Consider the following 20,600-nt stretch of genomic DNA (forward strand, 5'->3'; position numbering starts at 1 on the left):
CATTTTCAGCCGCCAGGCGCCCCGCCGTGTTCAGTTCCCTCTATCCGCTCGTACGCGCCCAACTCTTCCGCATGGACGCGGAAGACGCCCACCATCTCACCCTGCGCATGCTCGGCGCGGCCGGACGCACCGGCATCGCGGGCGCGCTCGCGCCGCACGTGCCCGATTCGCCGCGCACCGTGATGGGGCTCACGTTCCGAAACCCGGTCGGTCTCGCGGCGGGTCTCGACAAGGATGGCGCATGCATCGACGGTCTGGCGGCGCTCGGCTTCGGTTTCATCGAAGTCGGCACCGTGACGCCGCGCGCGCAGCCGGGCAATCCGCGCCCGCGCATGTTCCGCTTGCCGCAGGCGAACGCCGTGATCAACCGGATGGGCTTCAACAACGCAGGCGTCGACCAGTTCGTGAAGAACGTGCAGGCCGCGCGCTATCGCGGCACGCTCGGGCTGAACATCGGCAAGAACGCCGACACGCCGATCGACCGCGCCGCCGACGACTACCTGTACTGCCTCGAGCGCGTCTATCCGTTCGCCAGCTACGTGACCGTCAACATCTCGTCGCCGAACACCAAGAACCTGCGCCAGTTGCAAGGCGCCGACGAACTCGACGCGCTGCTCGCCGCGCTGAAAGACAAACAGCAGCGTCTCGCCGACCTGCACGGCAAGCTCGTGCCGCTCGCGCTGAAGATCGCGCCCGATCTCGACGACGAGCAGATCAAGCAAATCGCCGATACGCTGCTGCGCCACCGTTTCGAAGGCGTGATCGCGACCAACACGACGCTCTCGCGCACTGCCGTGCAAGGCCTGCCGCACGCCGACGAGGCTGGCGGCCTGTCGGGGCGCCCTGTGTTCGATGCGTCGAATGAGGTGATCCGCAAGCTGCGCGCGGAGGTCGGGAGCGAGGTGCCGATTATCGGCGTGGGCGGGATTTTCTCGGGCGCAGACGCGCAGGCGAAGCTCGATGCGGGCGCATCGCTCGTGCAGCTCTATACGGGCTTCATCTATCGCGGCCCGGCTCTGGTTGCGGAATGCGTGCAGGCGCTCGCCAATCGCCGGGGTTGAGGCAAAAACCGGCGGCGCGCGAACAACCGGCTAGCGATGCAGCCGTAACGCCACGCTATCGCGCCGCCACTGCATCGAGCCGCGTGCCGAACCGGTCGAAGCGCGGCTTGTAGTAGTGATCCGGGTCGAGCGAAAACGCCACGCGGCGCGTGCGGCCCATCAGCTCTTCACGCGGAAAGAAGCCGAAATAGCGCGAATCCGCGCTGTCATCGCGATTGTCGCCGAGCATCAGATATTCGCCCGCGGGTACCGTCACGGGGTCGAACGAGCGGCGCGGGCTGGGCGCGACTTCCGAAAGCCGCACCACATGCGCAACGCCCGCGAAGCGCTCGGTCAGATAGTCCCCGGGCGAAGCGACGTCGCCGGGCAGCGGCGCTAGCGCAAGCGGCTGATAACTCGCGCGCACACCGTTCACGTACAGCACGTTGTCGCGCATCGCGACGATATCGCCCGGCAGACCGATCAGGCGCTTCACGATCAGTTCGTGCGCGGCGGATGAATCGATCGTCACGATGTCGCCGCGCTGCGGATCATGCAGATGCGCGATCGCAATATGCGTAAGCGGCACGCGCAGATCGTAAGCCATCTTGTCGACGAGGATGCGGTCGCCCTCGCGGATGGTCGGCAGCATCGAGCCGCTCGGCACGACGTTCCAGTCGGCAATCGCGCTGCGAAACAGCACCATCAGAACGATAAACGCGGCGAGACTCTTGTACTCGCGCCACAGTCGGGCCAGCATGCGCATCATCGCGCTCCTCGAAACAGCTTGTACACGGAAGGGAAACGAAACCGGCCGGCCAGGTTTTCAGGGGCAAACGGGACGGAACATCCATCCCGCGCCGGCCGCGACGATCCTATCATTGCGCGCGCCCGCGGCGCAGCGTCACTCGCAGGGAAACCTGAGCCCCAGCGCCGCGCGCGCCGCATCGGCCATCGCGATCATCTGGCGCGACTTCGCGTGCGTCATGATGGGACTTTCGAGCTCGCCACTACGAATCAGTTCGCAGAAATGTGCGGTCTCGTAGTTCAGGCCGCCGCCTTCGAACGGCGCATCGAGCTCGACCACGCGACCGTCCACGTAACGCACCGTCGCGCGCGCCGGGTTCCACCAGTTCTCGTGAATCGTGATGTGGCCCAGCGTGCCCGCGATGAACGCATCGCCCTTGCCGAACAGATCCAGTCCGCAAAAGAGCTGTGAGATGCCGCTTTCGTGGCGGCTATTGAGGCTCGCGAACGTATCGACGCCCGTCCGCCCGAGCCGCCCGAGCGTCTGCACGTCGAGCGGCGCGCCGAGCCAGTCGACGGCGAGAAACATCTCGTAGATGCCGATATCGAGCAGCGCGCCGCCCGCCTGCTCGAACGACAGCGACGGATGATCGTCGGGCACGCCCGGCACCGAGCAGCCAGCGCGCACGAGACCGATCGCGCCGATGGGATCGTCTGCGAGATGGGCGCGCAGCTTCCTGTAGAGCGGATAGAACGGCGGCTTCATCGCTTCCATGAAGAGCCGCTGCGAAGCGCGCGCGCTGTCGATCACGCGATCGAGTTGCGCCGCGTTGACCGTCGCGGGCTTTTCGCACAGCACATGGATACCGGCTTCGAGCGCGGCCGTCGCGTAGTGCGCGTGGCTGTCCTGCATGGTCGCGATATAGAGCGCGTCAATGCCGCTTTGAAGGAGTGCGTCGAAGCTGTCGAGCGCCTGTCCGCCATGTTGCTGCGCAAACGTTTCAGCGGGAGCGCGGCGGCGCGACCAGACTGCCGTCGCCCGCGTGTCGGGGACATGCGCGAGGCTTTGCGCGAAACGATGGGCGATGCGGCCTGTGCCAACGATGCCCCAGCGTAATGTCGCGAGATGCCCGGAATGGTGGTGGGTTGCTGCGTTATTCATCGGTCGCAAGAAGAGTGTCCGTCCAGTGAGTGACAGCCGACATTGTCGCCGATGTCGCGTATCACTTCGTCGAACTCGCCTTCGCGCGGCCTGGGGGGCTGCCGGTGCTGCCGGGTGAAACCTGTTGAAACTCGAACTGCGCTGCCTCGTCTTCCTGCTATGCCGCAGCGTCCGGCACGGCACCGCTCAGACGGCTCATCGAGAAGTCGATCAGCGCAATGGACGCCGTTTCCGCTTCTTTCGCATCATGCCGTTCGATCGCCTCGACCACGCGCGAATGCAGCCGCACCGTTTCTTCCCATGCGCTCTGCGGCAGATCGACGAGTGGCTTCAACGCGGACAGTGCACCGCGAATGATGGCGGCCATCTGCTGGAAGAACTGGTTGCCGCTCGCAATCACGATACGCGTATGCAGCGCTTCATCCGCAGTCTGATGCCCGGGTTCGCCGGGCGGGCTGTTGCGGAAAGCCTCGAACGCATCGCGGATCGCGGCGATGTCCGAGGCGTTGCCGCGCGTGGCCGCCTGCGCGGCGGCGCGCGGTTCGATCAGCACACGGAACTCGATCACGTCGCGCAAGAACGTCGGATCGGGCTTCGCACGAAAGCGCCAGTTCACGACATCCTCGTCGATCATGCGCCAGTCGTGCATCGGCCTGATGCGCGTGCCGATCTTGGGCCGCACGTCGAGCATATGACGGGCGAGCAGCATCGACAGCGCCTCGCGCATCACCGTGCGGCTGACGTCGAATTCCTTCGACAATACGTCTTGCGGCGGTAACACCGCACCGTACTTCTCTTCGACGATCCCGGTCACAAGACCATCCATGACCTTGCTGACCAAGGAACGCTCTTTATTGGTTTGTTCCATCATCCTTCTCCCCGATGCGGCGTTTCTCGCCTGCGATGAATGTTGATCACGTGCCCTCGTGTCATTTTTTATTTGTGAACAATACGTTGCGTTGCTTTATCTGGATGCGCCAGTCGGGAAATTACTCGACAGGGTATTCCCTCCGAACAATTGTTTCTTTCGTGTAACGCGTCGTGAAGCGAAGCCTGAATCACATCGCAACCAGCCTGCGCAAATGGGGAAAAATTGCATCGAAAGTACTGCACGCATAGGTCCGATAATCCCTTGCGGTTACATTCGTTACGTTTGTTACCGATCGAATCAATTAGCAGTCCGCATGCAAATCACCAGGACGTATCGTCTCTCACCGCTCCATCCATTGATCTGCCCGTCTGCGTGTCGAGCGTACTGCGCCTCTGCTATCCGATATGTCCTCCTCTAATAACGGTCTGGCCATCATCCTGTGCAAACATGCATCGCGCTCACCCGAATCATCTTCTTTGTCAATCACGCGTCAATGCTTCGATGCAACACATCTGAGCGCCATTGGAACCGATCTTCAGCATCCCACTCTGTACGTGTACCCACACTTTTGTCGCGCTTTGGCATCGAGGCGAGCCATGTGCCTGAAGACGTGCAACGCGTTATCCGCACCCTTGCCATTCCGTGTGCCAACGCACTGACGCCGACGCGTCGCAATCCGTTAAATAGATTCAACCGGCACACCCGTCGCGATTGACCATATGGATCCTCGACTGGCCCTGGCAGCCGCAAGCCCAACGCCGGACTCAACGCCACTAGCGGCTGGCCTACACTCATTGAGGGCTGCGCTCATGAAAACGGTACTGCGACGCATTCTTTCCGAATGGGCACGACTCGACGTGCCACCCGACATGCTCGCCGACGACGCAGACCTCTATGCAGCCGGCCTCTCGGCCATCGGGACCGTGCAGCTGATGCTGTCGATCGAAGATGAGTTCGATGTCGAGATTCCCAACCGGATGCTCAGGCGCGACGTCTTTTCGAGCATCGATTCGCTGGCGGCTGCCGTCACCGAATTGCAGGGGGCTCGCACCGGCAGCGGGATCAACGCGTCGCTGATGCAGGCGGCGGCCTCTGCCGGCGCCTTCTCGCCCGACACCCTGTAGCAGCCGCGCTTACCGTGGTGGCATGTGCCAGCGGGAGCGGCCGCTGCACAGCAGGTCGTCGCGACCGATGAAGAATTGAACGGTCGCGCCTTGATTCTCATCAATGAGACAAACCGGACGCAGACCGCGCAGGTCGAAATCGCCTCGCTGCGTGAATGCGCCTTCAACGTCTCGCGTGCAAGCGCGCCCGCCCGACATCGACAACGCGAGCCACGCGGTGCTCATGAAGCGCTCCATTTGCCCGAGCGCCGCGCTACACAGGCTTTATCCATATAGGCGCGCACGGTGCCGCGAGGACGAACTCCTGGTACTCAACGCGACAAGTCGATTTATTGCTGCAAAACGTTTGCGCTTCCCACACGGCTGGAAGTAGCCCATCCAACTGAAGAATAACGGGACGCGCCAACACTCCTGCGACAGCCGTTGGTATTCGTACGACACAATCGCCTTCTAAAAATCCCGCTCTCCGCCAAAAATCGATTTTCGGTGCGGCAGCACACTAAATTCATGGAACACATCTGAATCAAATCGCGTTCAGAGCGGAATCACTCATTGGTGGGCGTTTCGCCCGTGTTTCATACCTGCGAGGGGCCGAGAGGTATTCGCCCCGCTATTTTCAACCCATGCAAAATCAGTGGGTTAGTCGCTATAAGTTAATATGAATTCTCGAATCCGCCGACAAATGCCATTGTGCAGTTTTGAAACAAAACGATACGTTTTAGCCGATTCGACAAAGTTCCTCGCGACGCTGCGCCGCACCAGCGCTCATTTTCCAGTCGATTGGCACAGTCCTCGCTAGATGGTGGGCGCAGCAAAAATGCCAACGTCGATGCAGAGATTAAAACAACCGCATCGACGGATGGTTGACGGGGCCGGTCTGTACGTATCTCGCCGCGAGCCAGGCGGCAAGACATCGGGAAGCGTGCAGCGCCGGGTTAAAAAACAAGGGGTCGTGCAGGGCACGGCTTCATGCGAGGACCGATCATGTTGACGCTTCAATCCGATCTGCACGGCAATCATTTGCTCGGCGCATTGCCATCCCATGAGTGGCAGGCCATTGCCCTCACCTCGAACTCGTTCATCTGCGCACGGAGCAACTGCTGTGCGATTCGGGTCAACGCATTCATCACGTCTACTTCCCGACCACGGCCATCATCTCGATGCTGTCGACGATGGAAGACGGCGGTTCCGTCGAGATCGCTGCAGTGGGCCGCGAAGGCATGACGGGCGTGCCGGTGCTGACGGGCGGCGAAACCATGCCGAACCGCGTGCAGGTACAGTGCTCGGGCTTCGCGTACCGGATGACGGCACAAGCGCTGCGTCAACAGTTCGCACGCTCGGATTTCCTGCGTCGCCTGATGCTGCTCTACATGCACGCACTGCTCACCCAGGTTGCGCAAACGGCTGCCTGCAACCGGCATCACTCGTTGAACAAGCAACTTTGCCGGTGGCTGCTGATCGAAGTCGACCGTGTCGCATCGGATGATCTGTCCGTCACACAACAGCTGATCGCCGACATGCTCGGCGTGCGCCGCGAAGGCATCACGGAAGCGGCCGGCAAGCTGCACAACGACGGCCTGATCCACCATAGCCGCGGCCACATCCGCGTGCTCGATCGCAAGGGTCTCGAAGCACGCGCATGCGAATGCTACGGCCTCGTGAAACGCGAGTTCGACCGCCTGTTGCCGCGCCTGCGTGAAGCCGAAACGGTGAGCTGAAGTGTGCGGCTGCGATGATGTCGACGGCGTCGATTGCGGTTCGCAGCGTGCAGGTGAGCAATCGACAGCTTTGAACGGTTCCGTGAAGCGATAGCGTGCGGCGTCAGCATTCGGCTGGCGATCGCACGCGATAGCGGATCTCATCGCTCAAACGACGCCTGGTTGTGCCGTGCAAACGTCGAGTTGCAACGTTGATTCAATCTCGTATCGTCTTGCATTCGCCGTACGCTCGATGCAACTTCACATTGCCGATCGATTAGCAATCCGGATTACCTAAGGAATGCGTCGACGATGAACGGACCGTAGACCATGTCATGGCTGATTGCAGCGGATGATGCGCGCGATCCGCTGATGTCGATCCTGTAGAATCGCTCAGCCTATCGTCAGTCGAGTCCACGCTTTCAATGCCCTCTTCTCTCCTTACACCGCCGTCTCCGCAAGAAGTACATGTGTGGGAATGGGATCTCGATCTCTGCGCTGGCGAGTATGACGGGCACTGGGAAACGTTATCGGAAGAAGAATGCGAGCGCGCCAACAAGTTCCGCTTCGAACGGCATCGCCGCCGATACGTGGCAGGTCGCGGCGAACTCAGGCGCCTCCTTGGTCGCTATCTCGCGTTAGCACCGTCGGAGATCATCCTTCGCTATGGTTCGGATGGCAAACCGTTCTGCGCAACCCAGCCTGCTGAATGGACGATCTGCTTCAACCTCAGCCACAGCGAGAATATGGCGGCGCTCGCCATCTCGAACGGTTTCGAGGTCGGCATCGACGTAGAACAGTTCCGCCCGATCGAAGAGAGCTTGCCGCTCGAAGTGTTCTCCGTCCAGGAGCGCGCGCAATTCACCGCGTTGCCGGACGCGGAACGGCAGAACGTCTTTTTTGAGAGCTGGGCGCGCAAAGAGGCCTGCCTGAAGGCGCTCGGCACCGGCTTCATCCTGCCGCCGACCCATTTCGAGTTCGATCTTTCCGTTCACGGCGACACGACACCCCGCCTCGTCGGCGGCGAGGCGGAAGAAGCGGCGCACTGGCGCGTTCTCGCCTTGTCTTCCAGCCCGGCCTGCGCGGCAGCGGTGGCGGCACGACGCACGAACTGGTCGATCGTCAACATGAACTGACGCGTCTCGCACGCCTGTTCGTATCTTCTCGCAGCCAGTTTCGTCGCTCCATTTACATCGCAGTACCAACTAAATATACGGTCGACAATTACGAGCATGCGCCTATCCTCTCTTGCTCGCGAGCCTCGACGCAGTTTCGCCACGCGCAACACCCCTGCCATTCGTTGACCGTCGCGTCGACGCAGCCCTCATTCAGCCGACATTGCGCTTACTGGCAACCCGGCTCACACCACCGAAAGCAGGTCAGGAGCATCGCCACGATGCACCTGTTTGCGGCATCGGGAGCGGCTTGGCGCCATTCCGCACGAACTCCTCTGCTCAAAGTGTTGTTGCGTCGCTCGTGTGTGCGACGGCGTACGGATAGGCATCCCGCAGAAGTTTAACTTTCACTTACCGCAAATTTCGCGTTTGAGGCGTGGACAGCCACGTGCTGCCTGCGCTTCCCGTGACCGGCCCCGCCCATATGAGCGCCAAGCGCCACGCGTGGCTCAGTTCAATACCTTCAGCAAACTTCTGGAGACCGGCAGATGTCACATAGAGATGGATATTTGAGCGACTTGCCGAGCGGCGCAGGTCATGGACCTGGCGTGGCGGCGCGCTTCGATGCCGTATGTGGCGAGTTTGGTGATCATCTCGCTGTGATCGACACGACGGGTGAAGAAAGCTACGCCGCGCTTGGCGAGCGCTCCGCCCGTCTCGCGACCGCCCTCGGCAGCATGGGACTGGAGCGAGGCGATCGTTGCGCCATCATGGTTCCGCGCAGCCGGGACACGCTGGCTTTGATGCTGGCCATCCTGCGTCTGGGTGCCGTCTATGTGCCGCTGGACCCCGCCTATCCCAAGGCACAGCTCGATTTCATCGTGGCCGACTGCTCGCCGAGACTCATCATCGCGGATGGGGCGGCGCTTGCCAGCATTGGCGGACTGGATGGCGTACTGATCGATCTGGCGGAGATCGTCGCGTCGTCGGCGGCTGTCGATCCTGCTCCGATGCATGCGACGGGCCCTGACGACCCGGCGTACATCATGTATACGTCCGGCTCGACGGGCAAGCCCAAGGGCGTGATCGTCCCGCATCGCGCGATTCTGCGCCTGGTGCACGCCCAGACCTTCACTAACCTGTCGCCGGAAACGCGCTTTCTCAACCTCGCGCCGCTCGCCTTCGATGCCAGCACGCTGGAGATCTGGGGTCCGCTGCTGAATGGCGGCAGCGCCGCGATCATCAACGAAGTCCAGCCTTCGCTCGACACGATCGCCTCCGAAATGGCGCGGCTCGGCGTCACGAGTGCGTGGTTCACGGCCGGTCTTTTCAATGCGCTCGCCGACTATCGGCTGGAAGCCTTTCTGCCCCTCAAGGAAGTGCTGACGGGCGGCGACGTGCTGTCGCCCGTGCATATCCGCAAGGTCATGGAAGCGCATCCCGGGCTGCAGATCATCAACGGCTACGGGCCGACCGAGAACACGACATTCACCTGCTGCTACCGCATTCCGCGCGACAGCGAAGCATTGGCCAATGGCGACGCCATTCCCATCGGCGACGCGATCGCGGGCACGCGCGTCTATATCGTCGACGACAAGCTGGTTCCCGTCGCCGATGGCGAAGTCGGCGAACTCGTCACGGGCGGCGATGGCGTGGCGCTCGGCTACCTCAATCGCCCCGAGCTGACGGCGGAAAAATTCATCGACGACGTCTTCATCCCGGGCGGCAAGCTCTATCGCACGGGCGACCTCGTCCGTCGTCGCGCGGACGGCGCCATCGATTTCCTGGGCCGCAACGATCGGCAGATCAAGATCGCGGGCAAGCGCATCGAACTCGATGAAATCGAACATGCGCTGCGTGTCGCGCCCGGCGTCGCCGATGCGGCCGTGGCGGCATTCGAGGGCCGTCGTGGCAAGTCCATTGCCGGCTTCGTGAAAGCCGACGCCGAGTCTGCCACGGTTTTTCTCGACGGTTTGCGCGCACATCTGAAGGCGGCGTTGCCCGACTACATGATGCCGACGGAACTGCGTGTCCTGCCGGACTTCCCGCTGACGCCGAATGGCAAGATCGATCGCAAAGCGCTGCTTGCGGGACTCGATACGCCTGCTGCCGCAGCACCTGTCGAACCCGAGCCGATCGACGACGATTTCGCCGGGAAGCTGGCCGCCGTGTTCGAAGGGCTGCTCGGCAATCCCGTCGATCGCCGCGCGAACTTCTTCGACCTCGGACTGCGCTCGCTCGATCTGATGCGGGCACACGCCATCATCGCGCGCGACGTGTCGGCCAGGGTTGCGCTGGTGGATCTGTTCCGCCATCCCAATGTCGAGGCACTGGCCACGCATCTGCGCAATGCGCTCGGGGTCGCACAGCAACGGACCATCGGGCGCCGCCGGGACTTGCAAGACGGATCGATCGCTGTCGTCGGCATGTCCGGACGGTTTCCTGGCGCGCGCAATGTCCGCGAGTTCTGGGCCAACATCCTCGCGGGGCGCGACTGCATCACGCATTTCGACGTAGCGGAACTGGAAGACAGTTTCGACGATGGCTCGCGCCGCGAAGAACGCTATGTGAAGGCGCGGCCGATACTTCAGGACGTCGATCGCTTCGACGCTGGCTTCTTTGGGGTGATGGCGCGTGAAGCAGCGCTGACCGACCCGCAACAGCGCCTGTTCCTCGAGATCGCCTGGGAAGCGTTCGAAGATGCCGGCTACGATCCTGCGACGATCGCCGGTGCCGTCGGAGTGTTCGCCGGCACCTCAATGAACACCTACTTCCTCAAGCATGTGCTCACGGATCGCGGCGTGATCGACGAGTTCACGAGCCAGTTCCAGATCGGCGAGTATCAGAAGCTGGTCGGCGCCGGCGATTTCGTCGCCACCCGCACGGCCTACAAGCTCGGCCTCACGGGACCGGCCATTTCTGTACAGACGGCATGCTCGACCTCGCTGACGGCGATTGGCCTCGCGGTCGAGAACCTGCGGGCGGGACGCTGCGACATGGCACTGGCGGGCGGCGTGTCCGTCACCTTTCCGCAGAAGCGCGGCTACTTCTACGAAGAAGGCGGGATGGGCGCGCCCGATGGCGTTTGCCGTCCATTCGATGCGAACGCGAAGGGCACCGTATTCGGCAGCGGCGCGGGCGTAGTCCTGCTGAAACGTCTCGACGACGCCATTGCTGACGAGGACCCCATCTATGCGGTGATCCGTGGTGTCGGCATGAACAACGACGGTGCCGACAAGGTCGGCTTCACCGCGCCTAGCGTCGATGCACAGGCCCGCGCAATTGCTATCGCGCACGCCGAGGCAGGCATCGATCCCGCCTCCGTGGGCTATATCGAAGCCCACGGCACGGCGACGCCGCTCGGCGATCCGATTGAATTCGCGGGCCTCGTGCAGGCATTCCGCCTGGGCGGCGTCGAGGGCGGCCAGTTCTGCGCGCTCGGCTCGGCGAAGGCCAATGTCGGACACCTCGACGCGGCCGCCGGCGTGACGGGTTTCATGGCGGCGGCCCTTGCGCTGCGCAACCGCACCTTGCCGCCGCTCACGCATTTCCATGCGCCGAATCCTGCCATCGACGTGACGAACAGCCCGTTCTTCTTCAACGAGACTGTGCGTCCCTGGGCTGATAGCGCCACGCCGCGCCGCGCGGGTGTGAGTTCGTTCGGCGTCGGCGGCACGAACGTCCACGTGGTGCTGGAAGAAGCACCTTGCCGTGTCGACGCAGGTGAGCAGCAAGACGGGCTGCAGATACTGCCGCTTTCGGCGAGAAGCGCGGCAGCGCTCGAACGCGCGAAGGCCAATCTCGCCGGACATCTGGCAGCGAATCCCGGCGTCTCGCTCGCCGACGTGGCCGCGACGCTGCAAACGGGACGCCGCGCCTTCACGCATCGCGCCGTGGTGATCGCGGACAGCGTCGATCAGGCCAAGGCGAAGCTGCAAAAAGGCGCCATCGAAGCACAGGCGCCTCAAGCCGCGCCGCCCGTCGTCTTCATGTTCCCCGGCCAGGGCTCGCAATATCCGGGCATGGGCCAGGCGCTCTATCGCACCGAGCCGGTTTATCGCGAATGGATCGACAAGGGCGCCGAGGCGCTGGCGCCCCATCTCGGGCTGGATATCCGGACCCTGCTGCTCAGCGAGGCACCGGAAGGCGACGACACCCCGCACCCCATCCGATCGACGATCTACGCGCAGCCCGCCCTCTTCCTGGTCGAATATGCGTTGGCGCAGTTGTGGATGTCGCGCGGCATCAAGCCGACGGCGATGATCGGCCATAGCGTCGGCGAACTGGTTGCAGCCTGCGTGGCCGAAGCGATCGCCTTCGAGGATGCGCTGTACCTCATCGCGAAGCGCGGCGCGCTCATGCAGTCGGCGGAACCGGGCGCGATGCTGGTGGTGCGACTGTCGGAGGCCGATCTCAGGCCCCTTCTGCCCGCCGATGTCGACCTGGCCGCAATCAATGCGCCGACCCTCAGCGTGGTGGCCGGCCCCTTCGCCGCCATCGAGGCTTTCGAGGCTACGCTGAAGGCGAGCGATATCGAGCATCGGCGTCTGCACACGTCTCATGCGTTCCACTCGCGCATGATGTCCGGCGTCGTGGAGGATCTTGCGAAGCTCGCGGATACGCTTTCGTTCGCACGCCCGAAGATTCCGTATGTGTCGTCGGTGACGGGGCAATGGGCGTCGATGGATCAGCCCGTGCCCGGACGTTACTGGGCCGGCCATTGCCGCGACGTGGTGCGCTTCAGCGACGCGCTGACCATGGTGACGGCGGAAGGCAAGCCGCTTCTGCTCGAAATCGGCCCCGGCCGGACGCTCACGACCTTCGCGATGCAGGGCTTGCCCAAAGACCGCTATCTGGCCGCGATTGCCTCCCTGCCCGATTTCGCGATGCGCGACCGCGAGCTTGCGTTGCTCGCCGAAGCGACCGGGCGGCTGTGGCTGAACGGCGTCACGCCGGACTGGAAGACCGTCCAGTCGGCAAACGCCCGCCGCGTTTCGCTGCCGACGTATCCGTTCGAACCGGAACGCCACTGGATCGATGCGCCTGCAACTGCTGCTCCACGCACCCAGACGACGGCCGCTGCGGTAATCGCCGCGCCGGCCACGCCCGATGCCATAACCATTATTCCTAAGACCGCCATGGACCAAACCGTACAAATCGACCGCAAACCGCGCCTCATTGCCGAACTGGCCTCGCTTCTCGCTGAGATTTCCGGCGAGGCGCCGGATACGTCCGACCCGAACATGACCTTCTGGGACCTCGGTTACGACTCGCTGTTGATGGGGCAGGTCTCCCGGCAGTTGCGCCGCCGCTACGACGTCACGGTCAGCTTCCGGCAGATCATGAGCGACTACCCGACGCTACCTGCGCTGGCGCAGTTCCTCGACGGCGCCATGCCGCCTGATCCGGAACAGCCGGCCGCGCCGGCCGTGGTCGAAGCCGCGCCCGTCGCTGTTGCGGCACCCGTCGCCGTCGCCGCTATGGCCGCCCCCATCGGGACCGCGCCCGTCATGGCCGCGCCTTCGGCTTCGGGCGATATCCAGTCGGTGATCCGCGACCAGATCGCTGCGATGCAGTCCCTGATGGCGCGTCAGCTCGACGTGCTGCAAGGCGCGCCGATGGCCGTTCAACAGCCCGCCGCCGTGATCCAGACCGCAGCAGCGCCGGTCGTGGCGGTCGCCGCGCCCAAGCCCGCCGCGGCGCCCGTGCAGCCCGCCGGCCCCGAGATCAAGTTCGAGGAAAACCGCCCGACGCGCTTCACCGCGTACAAGCCCGGCGCCACGAACTCGGCGCAGATGACGGATGCGCAGACGGCGTTCATCGCGGATCTGACGGCCCGCTACTCGGCGAAGACGCCCACGTCGAAAGCTCGTACGCAGTCCTACCGTGCGGTGCTCGCCGATCCGCGTACGGCCAGCGGCTTCCGCGAGGAATGGAAAGAGCTGGTCTATCCTGTCGTCGCTCAACGCTCGAAGGGTTCGAAGATCTGGGACGTCGACGGCAACGAATATATCGACATCGTCAACGGCTACGGCCAGACCGCGTTTGGCCACACGCCCGATTTCGTGGTGGACGCCGTCAACGCGCAGATGGCGGAAGGCTTCGCGATCGGACCGCAGTCCCCGCTGGCGGGCGAGGTCGCGCAGATGTTCGCCGACATGACCGGCCACCAGCGCGTCACCTTCTGCAACACCGGCTCCGAAGCCGTGATGGCAGCGATGCGCCTCGCGCGCACCGTGACGGGCAAGGATAAGATCGTCTGCTTCGACGGCGACTATCACGGCCAGTTCGACGAAGTCCTCGTCAAACCGGGCAGCGAAGCAGGTGTCCCGCGCGCTTTCCCGCTCGCCCCCGGCATCCCGCAGAACTCGGTGGGCAACATGGTCGTGCTGCCCTACGCCAGGTCCGAAAGCCTCGAGTGGATCAAGGCCAACATCGACGATATCGCGGGTGTCCTGTTCGAGCCGGTGCAGTCGCGTCATCCGAATCTGCGGCCGAAGGAATTCGTACAGCAGCTGCGCGAGGTCACGGCGGCCAACGACTCCGCGCTGATCTTCGACGAGGTCGTGACGGGCTTCCGGGTTCATCCGGCCGGCATGCAAGGCTATTGGGGCATCCAGGGCGACATGGCGACCTACGGCAAGGTAGTCGGCGGCGGCCTGCCCGTCGGCGTGCTCGCGGGCACCGCCCAGTACATGGATGCGCTCGACGGCGGCCAGTGGCAATTCGGCGACGCTTCGGTACCCGAAGTACCGCCGACCTTCTTCGCCGGTACGTTCGTGCGTCACCCCGTGGTGCTGGCAGCGATGAAAGCCGTGCTGCTGCATCTGAAGGAGGCCGGCCCGACGCTGCAGGAGAAGCTCGCCGCGCGCATGGACGGACTCGTGCAGCGTATCAATGGCCATCTGGAGAAAGTCGGCATCGCGGCGCGCGCCGAATCCTTCTCGAGCTGGTTCTACGTCAGCTTTGCAGGCGAAGACCGTCTGGGAAGCCTGTTCTATCCGTATATGCGCTACCTTGGCGTTCACATCATGGAAGGCTTCCCCTGCTTCCTGACGACCAGCCATTCGGATGAGGACATCCGCAAGATCGGCGATGCGTTCATCGAAAGTATCGCGGCGCTTCAGCGCGTTGGCATTCTCGGCAACACGCAGGACGCTCCGGCTTCCGTGCCGCAGGCCGAACCGCTTACGCAGGCTGCCCTCACGGAACCGCAGAAAGAAATCTGGCTGTCGGCTCAACTGGGCAACGAAGCTTCGCTCGCGTTCAACGAGTCGTTCACGCTCGAACTGAACGGCGAACTGAACGAGGCCGCGTTCGAACGCGCCTTCGCGGCAACGGTCGCCCGCCACGATGCGCTGCGTGTTCACTTCTCACGTGTCGGCGACATGATGTTCGCCGATCCGGCCACGATCGTGCCGCTCGAAAAGATCGACCTGTCCAGCCACGCGGATGCCGCTGAACAACTGAAGACCATCATCGATGCCGAAGCCCGCGAGGTCTTCGATCTCACACGCGGTCCGCTCGCGCGCGCCGGGCTGGTGCGGCTCGAAAGCCAGAAGTGGGCCTTCGTGTTCACTGCCCATCACATCATCTGCGACGGATGGTCGATCAACATCATCCTGCGCGATCTGTCCGCTCTGTACGCGGCGGAAGTGTCGGGCGCACAGGCGGAACTCGACGAAGTGCAGAGTTTTCTCGCCTTCGCCAAGGCGCAGGACGAGGCTGGCGTCGACGCGGACACGCGCGATTTCTGGATGAATCTCCATCGCAACCCCGCGCCGCAGCCCGATCTGCCCGGCGACCGTCCGCGCCCGGAACTCAAGAGCTTCAGCGGCGCTTCGACGACACGCCATCTGGGTGCCGATCTCCTGAAGCAGGTGAAAACGGCTTCGTCGAAACAGGGCTGCTCGCTGTTCGCCACGCTGTTCGGCGCCGCGCAGGTGCTGTTCGGCCGCCTGTCGAACAATGACGATGTCGTGATCGCCGCACCGATGGCTGGCCAGTCGCAAGCAGGCGAAGCGCTGCTGGTCGGGCACTGCGTCAACTTCCTGCCGCTGCGCGTCAAGTTCGACCGCAACCAGCCTTTCGCCACGCACATGAAGGCGGTGCGCGATCACCTGTACGACGCCGGTGACCGGCAGAACTACACCTATGGCGCGCTGGTGCGCGACCTCGGTGTCAAGCGCGATCTCAATCGCCTTCCGTTGACCGATCTGCAGTTCAATCTGGAGAAGGTCGACGGCGAGCTCGACATGGCGGGTGTGACCACGCGCTTCGCGCCGAACGCGAAGGCCTACAGCAACTTCGATCTGTTCCTGAACGTGATCGAGTCGGCAAAGGGTCTGCGTCTGGACTGCGACTTCAACACCGACGTGTACGACGAAGCGACGATCCAGCGCTGGCTCGGCTACTACGAAAACGTGCTGACGGCGATCGCCCGCGATGCCGAAACGACGGTCGCAGCACTGTCGCTGCTCAACGATGCCGAGATCCATCACCTGCGCGACGAGCTGAACGACTCCCGGCGTGCCTACGATCTGTCGCAGACGACGCCGGCCATGATCGCCGCGCAGACCCGTCAGACGCCCAATGCGCCGGCCGTGTCGGATGAAGTCCTGCGCCTGAGCTACGGCGAGCTCGACGCAAGCGCCAGCCACATCGCCCGCAGTCTCGTGGCGGCAGGCATCGCGCCGCGCGGACGCGTCGCCATCGCGATGGACCGCAGCGTGATGACGGTCGCCGCCATGATCGGCGTGTGGCGGGCCGGTTGCGCCTACGTGCCGCTCGACATGACGATGCCGCCTGCGCGTCTGCGCCAGATCCTCGACGGCGCCGACGTCGCCGCCATCCTCACCGATGGCGCCAGCCGTGCGGTGCTGGAACCGGGCGCACATCGCGTGCTGGATCTGGAGACGCTGCTCGCGCAACGCGACGACACGGCAGTGACGCTGCCCAGCGTATCGGAGGCGGACCCGGCCTACGTGATCTTCACGTCGGGCTCGACGGGCCAGCCCAAGGGCGTGGAGATTCCCCATCGCGCGCTGAGCAACTTCCTGCTGTCGATGGCGGAAGCGCCGGGCTTTACCGCTAAAGACCGCATCGTTGCCGTCACGACGTTCTCCTTCGATATTTCCGGTCTCGAACTGTTCCTGCCGTTGATCGCTGGCGGGCAGACCTTTATCGCGGGCCATGCCGAGGTACGCACCGGCTACGAGCTGGTGACGCGACTGAACGAGCAGGCTGCCACCGTTCTCCAGGCAACGCCGTCGCTGTGGCGCATGCTGCTCGAAGCCGGCTTCAAGGTCCCGCAGGGCTTCAAGATCCTGTGCGGCGGCGAGCCGCTGCCGCGCGATCTCGCCGACGCGTTGCTGGCGACGGGCGCTGAAGTGTGGAACCTCTACGGCCCGACGGAAACGACGATCTGGTCGTCCGCTTCGCGTGTCGTTGCAGACGGCGCGGTGGTGATCGGTGCGCCCCTCGCGAATACGCAACTGCATGTGCTGACCGACGACCTGCATCTGGCGCCGCAAGGCGTGAGCGGCGAACTGTGGATCGGCGGTGACGGCCTCGCAAAGGGCTATTTCAATCGGCCCGATCTGACGGATGCAGCATTCCGGTTGGTTTCGATCGAGGGCGCTGCGCCGTGCCGACTGTACCGCACGGGTGATCTGGCGAAACGCCTCGCCGATGGCTCGCTGCAACACCTCGGCCGTCGCGACCAGCAGATCAAACTGCGTGGCTTCCGCATCGAGATCGAGGAGATCGAGGCTGCGTTGCGCAAGGCGCCCGGCGTGGCCGCCGCTGCCGTCGCGCTGCATACCGTCGGCGACAGTCCGCGCCTCGTGGGCTACATCGTCGCGTCTGCTGCCGACAAGGCCGACCAGGGTGCCGTCGCCGCGCATGTCGCCGGGCAGTTGCCTGGCTACATGGTGCCGACCCTGTGGATGACGCTCGACGCACTGCCGCAGACCAGCAACGGCAAGCTCGACCGCAAGGCGCTGCCCGTGCCGACGGCGGACATGGTGGCCACGCCCGTGCGTCAGCCGCAAGCGGCGCTCAAGGTGGTGCCGGCCGCCCCGATGCCGATCGAGCCCGCAGCGGCTGAAACCATCACGATCGAACCCGTGGCCCTGACGCAGACGCAGTCGACGATCGCTGCGATCTGGGGCGACGTGCTCGGCCTCCAGCATGTCGGCATCGACCAGCAGTTCTTCAGCCTTGGCGCAGACAGCCTCCAGCTGTTCCGCATCGTCGCGCGGATGAACGAGCGCGGCCTGGGTGTCGATGCGCGTCAGCTCATGAAGAACCTGACGATCGCCGAACTGGCGGCGAGCCTCGATGGCCCGCCGGCGGAAGAGCTGATGGTGGCGCCTGCCGTCGCCCGGCCGTCGATTCTCAATTTCAAGCGTCGGGTTGCAGAAGGAGTCTGAGCGATGAACGGATTAGCCTTGAAGATCGCCCCTGCTCACGAGGTCGAAGCCAGCTACGCCCTGTTTCCGGCGACCGCCTGCCAGGTGAGGTTCTGGCATGAGCAGAAGGCGTCGCCGAAGGCCTCCGCGCTCAACATCGCGTTCCGGCTGCAATTGTCGGGGCCGCTGAAAGCCGCGAGCATCGAACAGGTGCTCCGCGAACTGGTCGCGCGGCACGAGGTATTGCGTACCGGCTTCCTGATGACGGGTGCGGGGCTGCGGCAGCAGGTCTGGAGCCACGCACCCTTCCAGCTCGAAGTGGTCGACCTCACCGGCTTCGAGGAAAAAGATGGCCTTACGGAAGCGGAGCGTGTGGGCGGACAGCAGGCGCGCACGCCCTTCGCCTTGTCGTCGCCCTCCTTCTTCCGGGCCGTGTGGTTGCCCCGGTCGATCACGCAGGGCGAACTCCAGCTGACCTTCCATTCGCTCGTGATGGACGGCTGGTCGTTCGCGATCCTCGTGCGCGAACTCGTGGAAGGACTCGCCGCCGTGCATGCCGGCCTCGAGCCCGCTTACCCCGATGTCGATCTTCACCATGGCGACTACGCGCTGTGGAAGGAAGAGTTCCTTGCCAGCGGCGCGCTCGATCTCGCTCGCACCCACTGGCACCAGGAACTTCGGGATTTCAGCCGCTTCGACGTTCCCGGCGACCGTCCCAGGCCGCAGGCGCGACGTTTCCAGGGCATCATCCGCTCCATTCTGCTGCCCGGCGCGCTCAGCGACCGCCTGATTGCGGCTGCCAAGGCGCAAGGCGTCACGCTGTTCAGCGTGGCGGCCGCGGGCCTCGCGATGGCCTTGCAAAAAGCGGCCGGCCAGACGAAGGTCGCCATGGGCACGCAGATGTCGGTGCGTGACCAGCAGGAACTCGAGGGCGTGGTCGGGCCGCTGATCAACACGGTGATACTGCGCCTCGACATTCCTCAAGGCAGCACGGTTGCCGCCGTCACAGCGCAGTGCGGCGCCAAGCTCAGCGACGCCATCGAACATCTGCACCTGCCGTTCGAGGAGATGATGGAGATGGCGGGCGAGGTATCCGATGCGGAACGCCCGCCGCTGTGTTCGGTCAATTTCGCCCTGCAGCAAAGCTTCGTCGGCGTGGGCGATGAGGTTCGCCGGGGCGAGTTCGCCGCGACGACCTCGCCCTCCTTCAACGCAGGCGCGCTCTACGACCTCAACTTCTTCATGGTGCGGCGCCCGGACGGCTGGCGCATCTCGTGTGAAGGCGACACGGATCTGTACGACATCGAGACGATCGACGGGTATCTGGCGAAATGGCGCGCGATGCTGGAAACCGTCGAGATCGACGCGAAGCTGCCGGTGGCGCCCCCTGCCGCGAAGGCGACGGCGACATTCGTGGCGGGCGTCGGCAACAGCGGGTTCATGAGTCAGGCCGAACTGGAGGCGAAAGCGCGCAATATCGTGCGCTTCAACGAGAACGCGCCGGGAACGCCCATCATTGCGCTCAACAACACGGCCGTGTTCTATGAACTGGCGCGGCAGATCGGCACCGAACGCCCCATCATCGACATTCCGATGATCCCGGAAGGCGCCCCGCGCGAGTTCCCGCAGCGCGCGTTCCAGGACGTCGCCGCGGACGCCGTGCGGCTGATCAGGCTGGCCCGGCCAACAGGCCCGTATATCCTGATGGGGCACTGTGTGCTCGGCGCGCTGTCGCTGGAAGCGGCCCATCAGCTCAGGCGCGAAGGCGAAACGGTCGAACTCGTCATCCTCAACGATTCCTGGTGCCCGGGTTATCGCGAGTCGATGCCGTGGTACGACCGGCAGTTGCGCAAGATGCAGGTGCGCGCGGACAACATTCCGCGCGATTTCCGCAAGGCCCTGCGAGGCGAGACATCGATGGTTTCGTTCCTCAACCAGTATCGGATCGTTCGCTGGCTCGGCATTGCCAATCTTGCTCTCAAGCTCGGCCTGATTCAGGGCAATGCTTCGGAGCATATGGTGTCGGAAAACCGCTGGTACATCGAGTATCTGCTGGCGCAGCAGGCGCGGTATCGCCCCGCTCCCTATGACGGCGACGTGCAGATTTTCCGCAGTGGCCAGGTGCTCAATGGACGCCTGTTCGCACACGACCTGGGATGGCAGTCAGTCGTAACGGGCAAACCTGGCAACCTGGTTGTCACCGAAGTGCCGGGCATGCACGACCAGATCTTCCGCTCGGCGGGCGCGGCCGTCATTGGCAAGCAACTGCGTGAGCGCCTGGCGGGCATCGAGGGCAGCACGGCTGAAACCGCTGGCGGGCCGGACGCGCCGGCAGCAGTCCTGAGCCGCGCCAAGGCTTAGATTCGACGCCGGATAGGCACGCTTCAGGTTGCAGGCGGGTTGCGATCGGATGGCGGGCGGATTGAATGAGG

General features: G+C 63.9%; 8 protein-coding genes and 2 pseudogenes. 6 read left to right on the forward strand and 4 right to left on the reverse strand.

The annotated features are described in order from the left end of the window. Window positions 1-26: 26 nt before the first annotated feature. On the forward strand, window positions 27-1,061 hold the full coding sequence (locus PPGU16_RS09490; protein ID WP_180719769.1) for a quinone-dependent dihydroorotate dehydrogenase: 1,035 nt from the start codon (window positions 27-29) through the stop codon (window positions 1,059-1,061). A 55-nt stretch (window positions 1,062-1,116) separates the two neighbouring features. Here PPGU16_RS09490 and lepB read toward each other — a convergent pair whose 3' ends face one another. The 3 genes from lepB to PPGU16_RS09505 all read right to left on the reverse strand — a co-directional run bounded on the left by lepB (window position 1,117) and on the right by PPGU16_RS09505 (window position 3,817). After that, a complete protein-coding gene (gene lepB / locus PPGU16_RS09495) occupies window positions 1,117-1,806 on the reverse strand; it encodes a signal peptidase I (protein WP_180722585.1) in 690 nt (229 codons plus the stop codon). Window positions 1,807-1,944: 138 nt separating this feature from the next. After that, window positions 1,945-2,949 carry a Gfo/Idh/MocA family protein gene (locus PPGU16_RS09500; RefSeq protein ID WP_180719770.1) on the reverse strand — a complete coding sequence of 335 codons (1,005 nt, stop codon included), beginning with the start codon at window positions 2,947-2,949 and terminating at the stop codon, window positions 1,945-1,947. Between the two features lie 157 nt (window positions 2,950-3,106). Beyond that, window positions 3,107-3,817, reverse strand: coding sequence for a FadR/GntR family transcriptional regulator (locus PPGU16_RS09505; RefSeq protein WP_180719771.1), 711 nt, complete (start codon window positions 3,815-3,817; stop codon window positions 3,107-3,109). Between the two features lie 812 nt (window positions 3,818-4,629). Between PPGU16_RS09505 and PPGU16_RS09510 the strand changes: the two are divergent. Beyond that, window positions 4,630-4,878 (forward strand): annotated as a pseudogene (locus PPGU16_RS09510) (acyl carrier protein); the annotation flags it as partial. Window positions 4,879-4,953: 75 nt separating this feature from the next. On the opposite strand, the gene PPGU16_RS09515 reads toward PPGU16_RS09510, so the two are convergent. Beyond that, a complete protein-coding gene (locus tag PPGU16_RS09515; RefSeq protein ID WP_180719773.1) occupies window positions 4,954-5,181 on the reverse strand; it encodes a hypothetical protein in 228 nt (75 codons plus the stop codon). A 747-nt stretch (window positions 5,182-5,928) separates the two neighbouring features. On the opposite strand from PPGU16_RS09515, the pseudogene PPGU16_RS09520 reads away from it, so the two are divergent. The 4 genes and pseudogenes from PPGU16_RS09520 to PPGU16_RS09535 all read left to right on the forward strand — a co-directional run bounded on the left by PPGU16_RS09520 (window position 5,929) and on the right by PPGU16_RS09535 (window position 20,529). Further along, window positions 5,929-6,662, forward strand: a pseudogene (locus tag PPGU16_RS09520) (Crp/Fnr family transcriptional regulator). Between the two features lie 449 nt (window positions 6,663-7,111). Then, window positions 7,112-7,777 carry a 4'-phosphopantetheinyl transferase family protein gene (locus PPGU16_RS09525; protein ID WP_243460523.1) on the forward strand — a complete coding sequence of 222 codons (666 nt, stop codon included), beginning with the start codon at window positions 7,112-7,114 and terminating at the stop codon, window positions 7,775-7,777. Between the two features lie 527 nt (window positions 7,778-8,304). Next, window positions 8,305-18,189 carry a non-ribosomal peptide synthetase/type I polyketide synthase gene (locus tag PPGU16_RS09530; protein ID WP_180719775.1) on the forward strand — a complete coding sequence of 3,295 codons (9,885 nt, stop codon included), beginning with the start codon at window positions 8,305-8,307 and terminating at the stop codon, window positions 18,187-18,189. A 3-nt stretch (window positions 18,190-18,192) separates the two neighbouring features. Continuing rightward, entirely contained in the window at window positions 18,193-20,529 is a 2,337-nt protein-coding gene (locus PPGU16_RS09535; protein ID WP_180719776.1) for a condensation domain-containing protein, read from the forward strand. The last annotated feature ends 71 nt before the right edge of the window (window positions 20,530-20,600 follow it).

The organism is Paraburkholderia largidicola (genome assembly GCF_013426895.1).
Lineage (GTDB): Bacteria > Pseudomonadota > Gammaproteobacteria > Burkholderiales > Burkholderiaceae > Paraburkholderia > Paraburkholderia largidicola.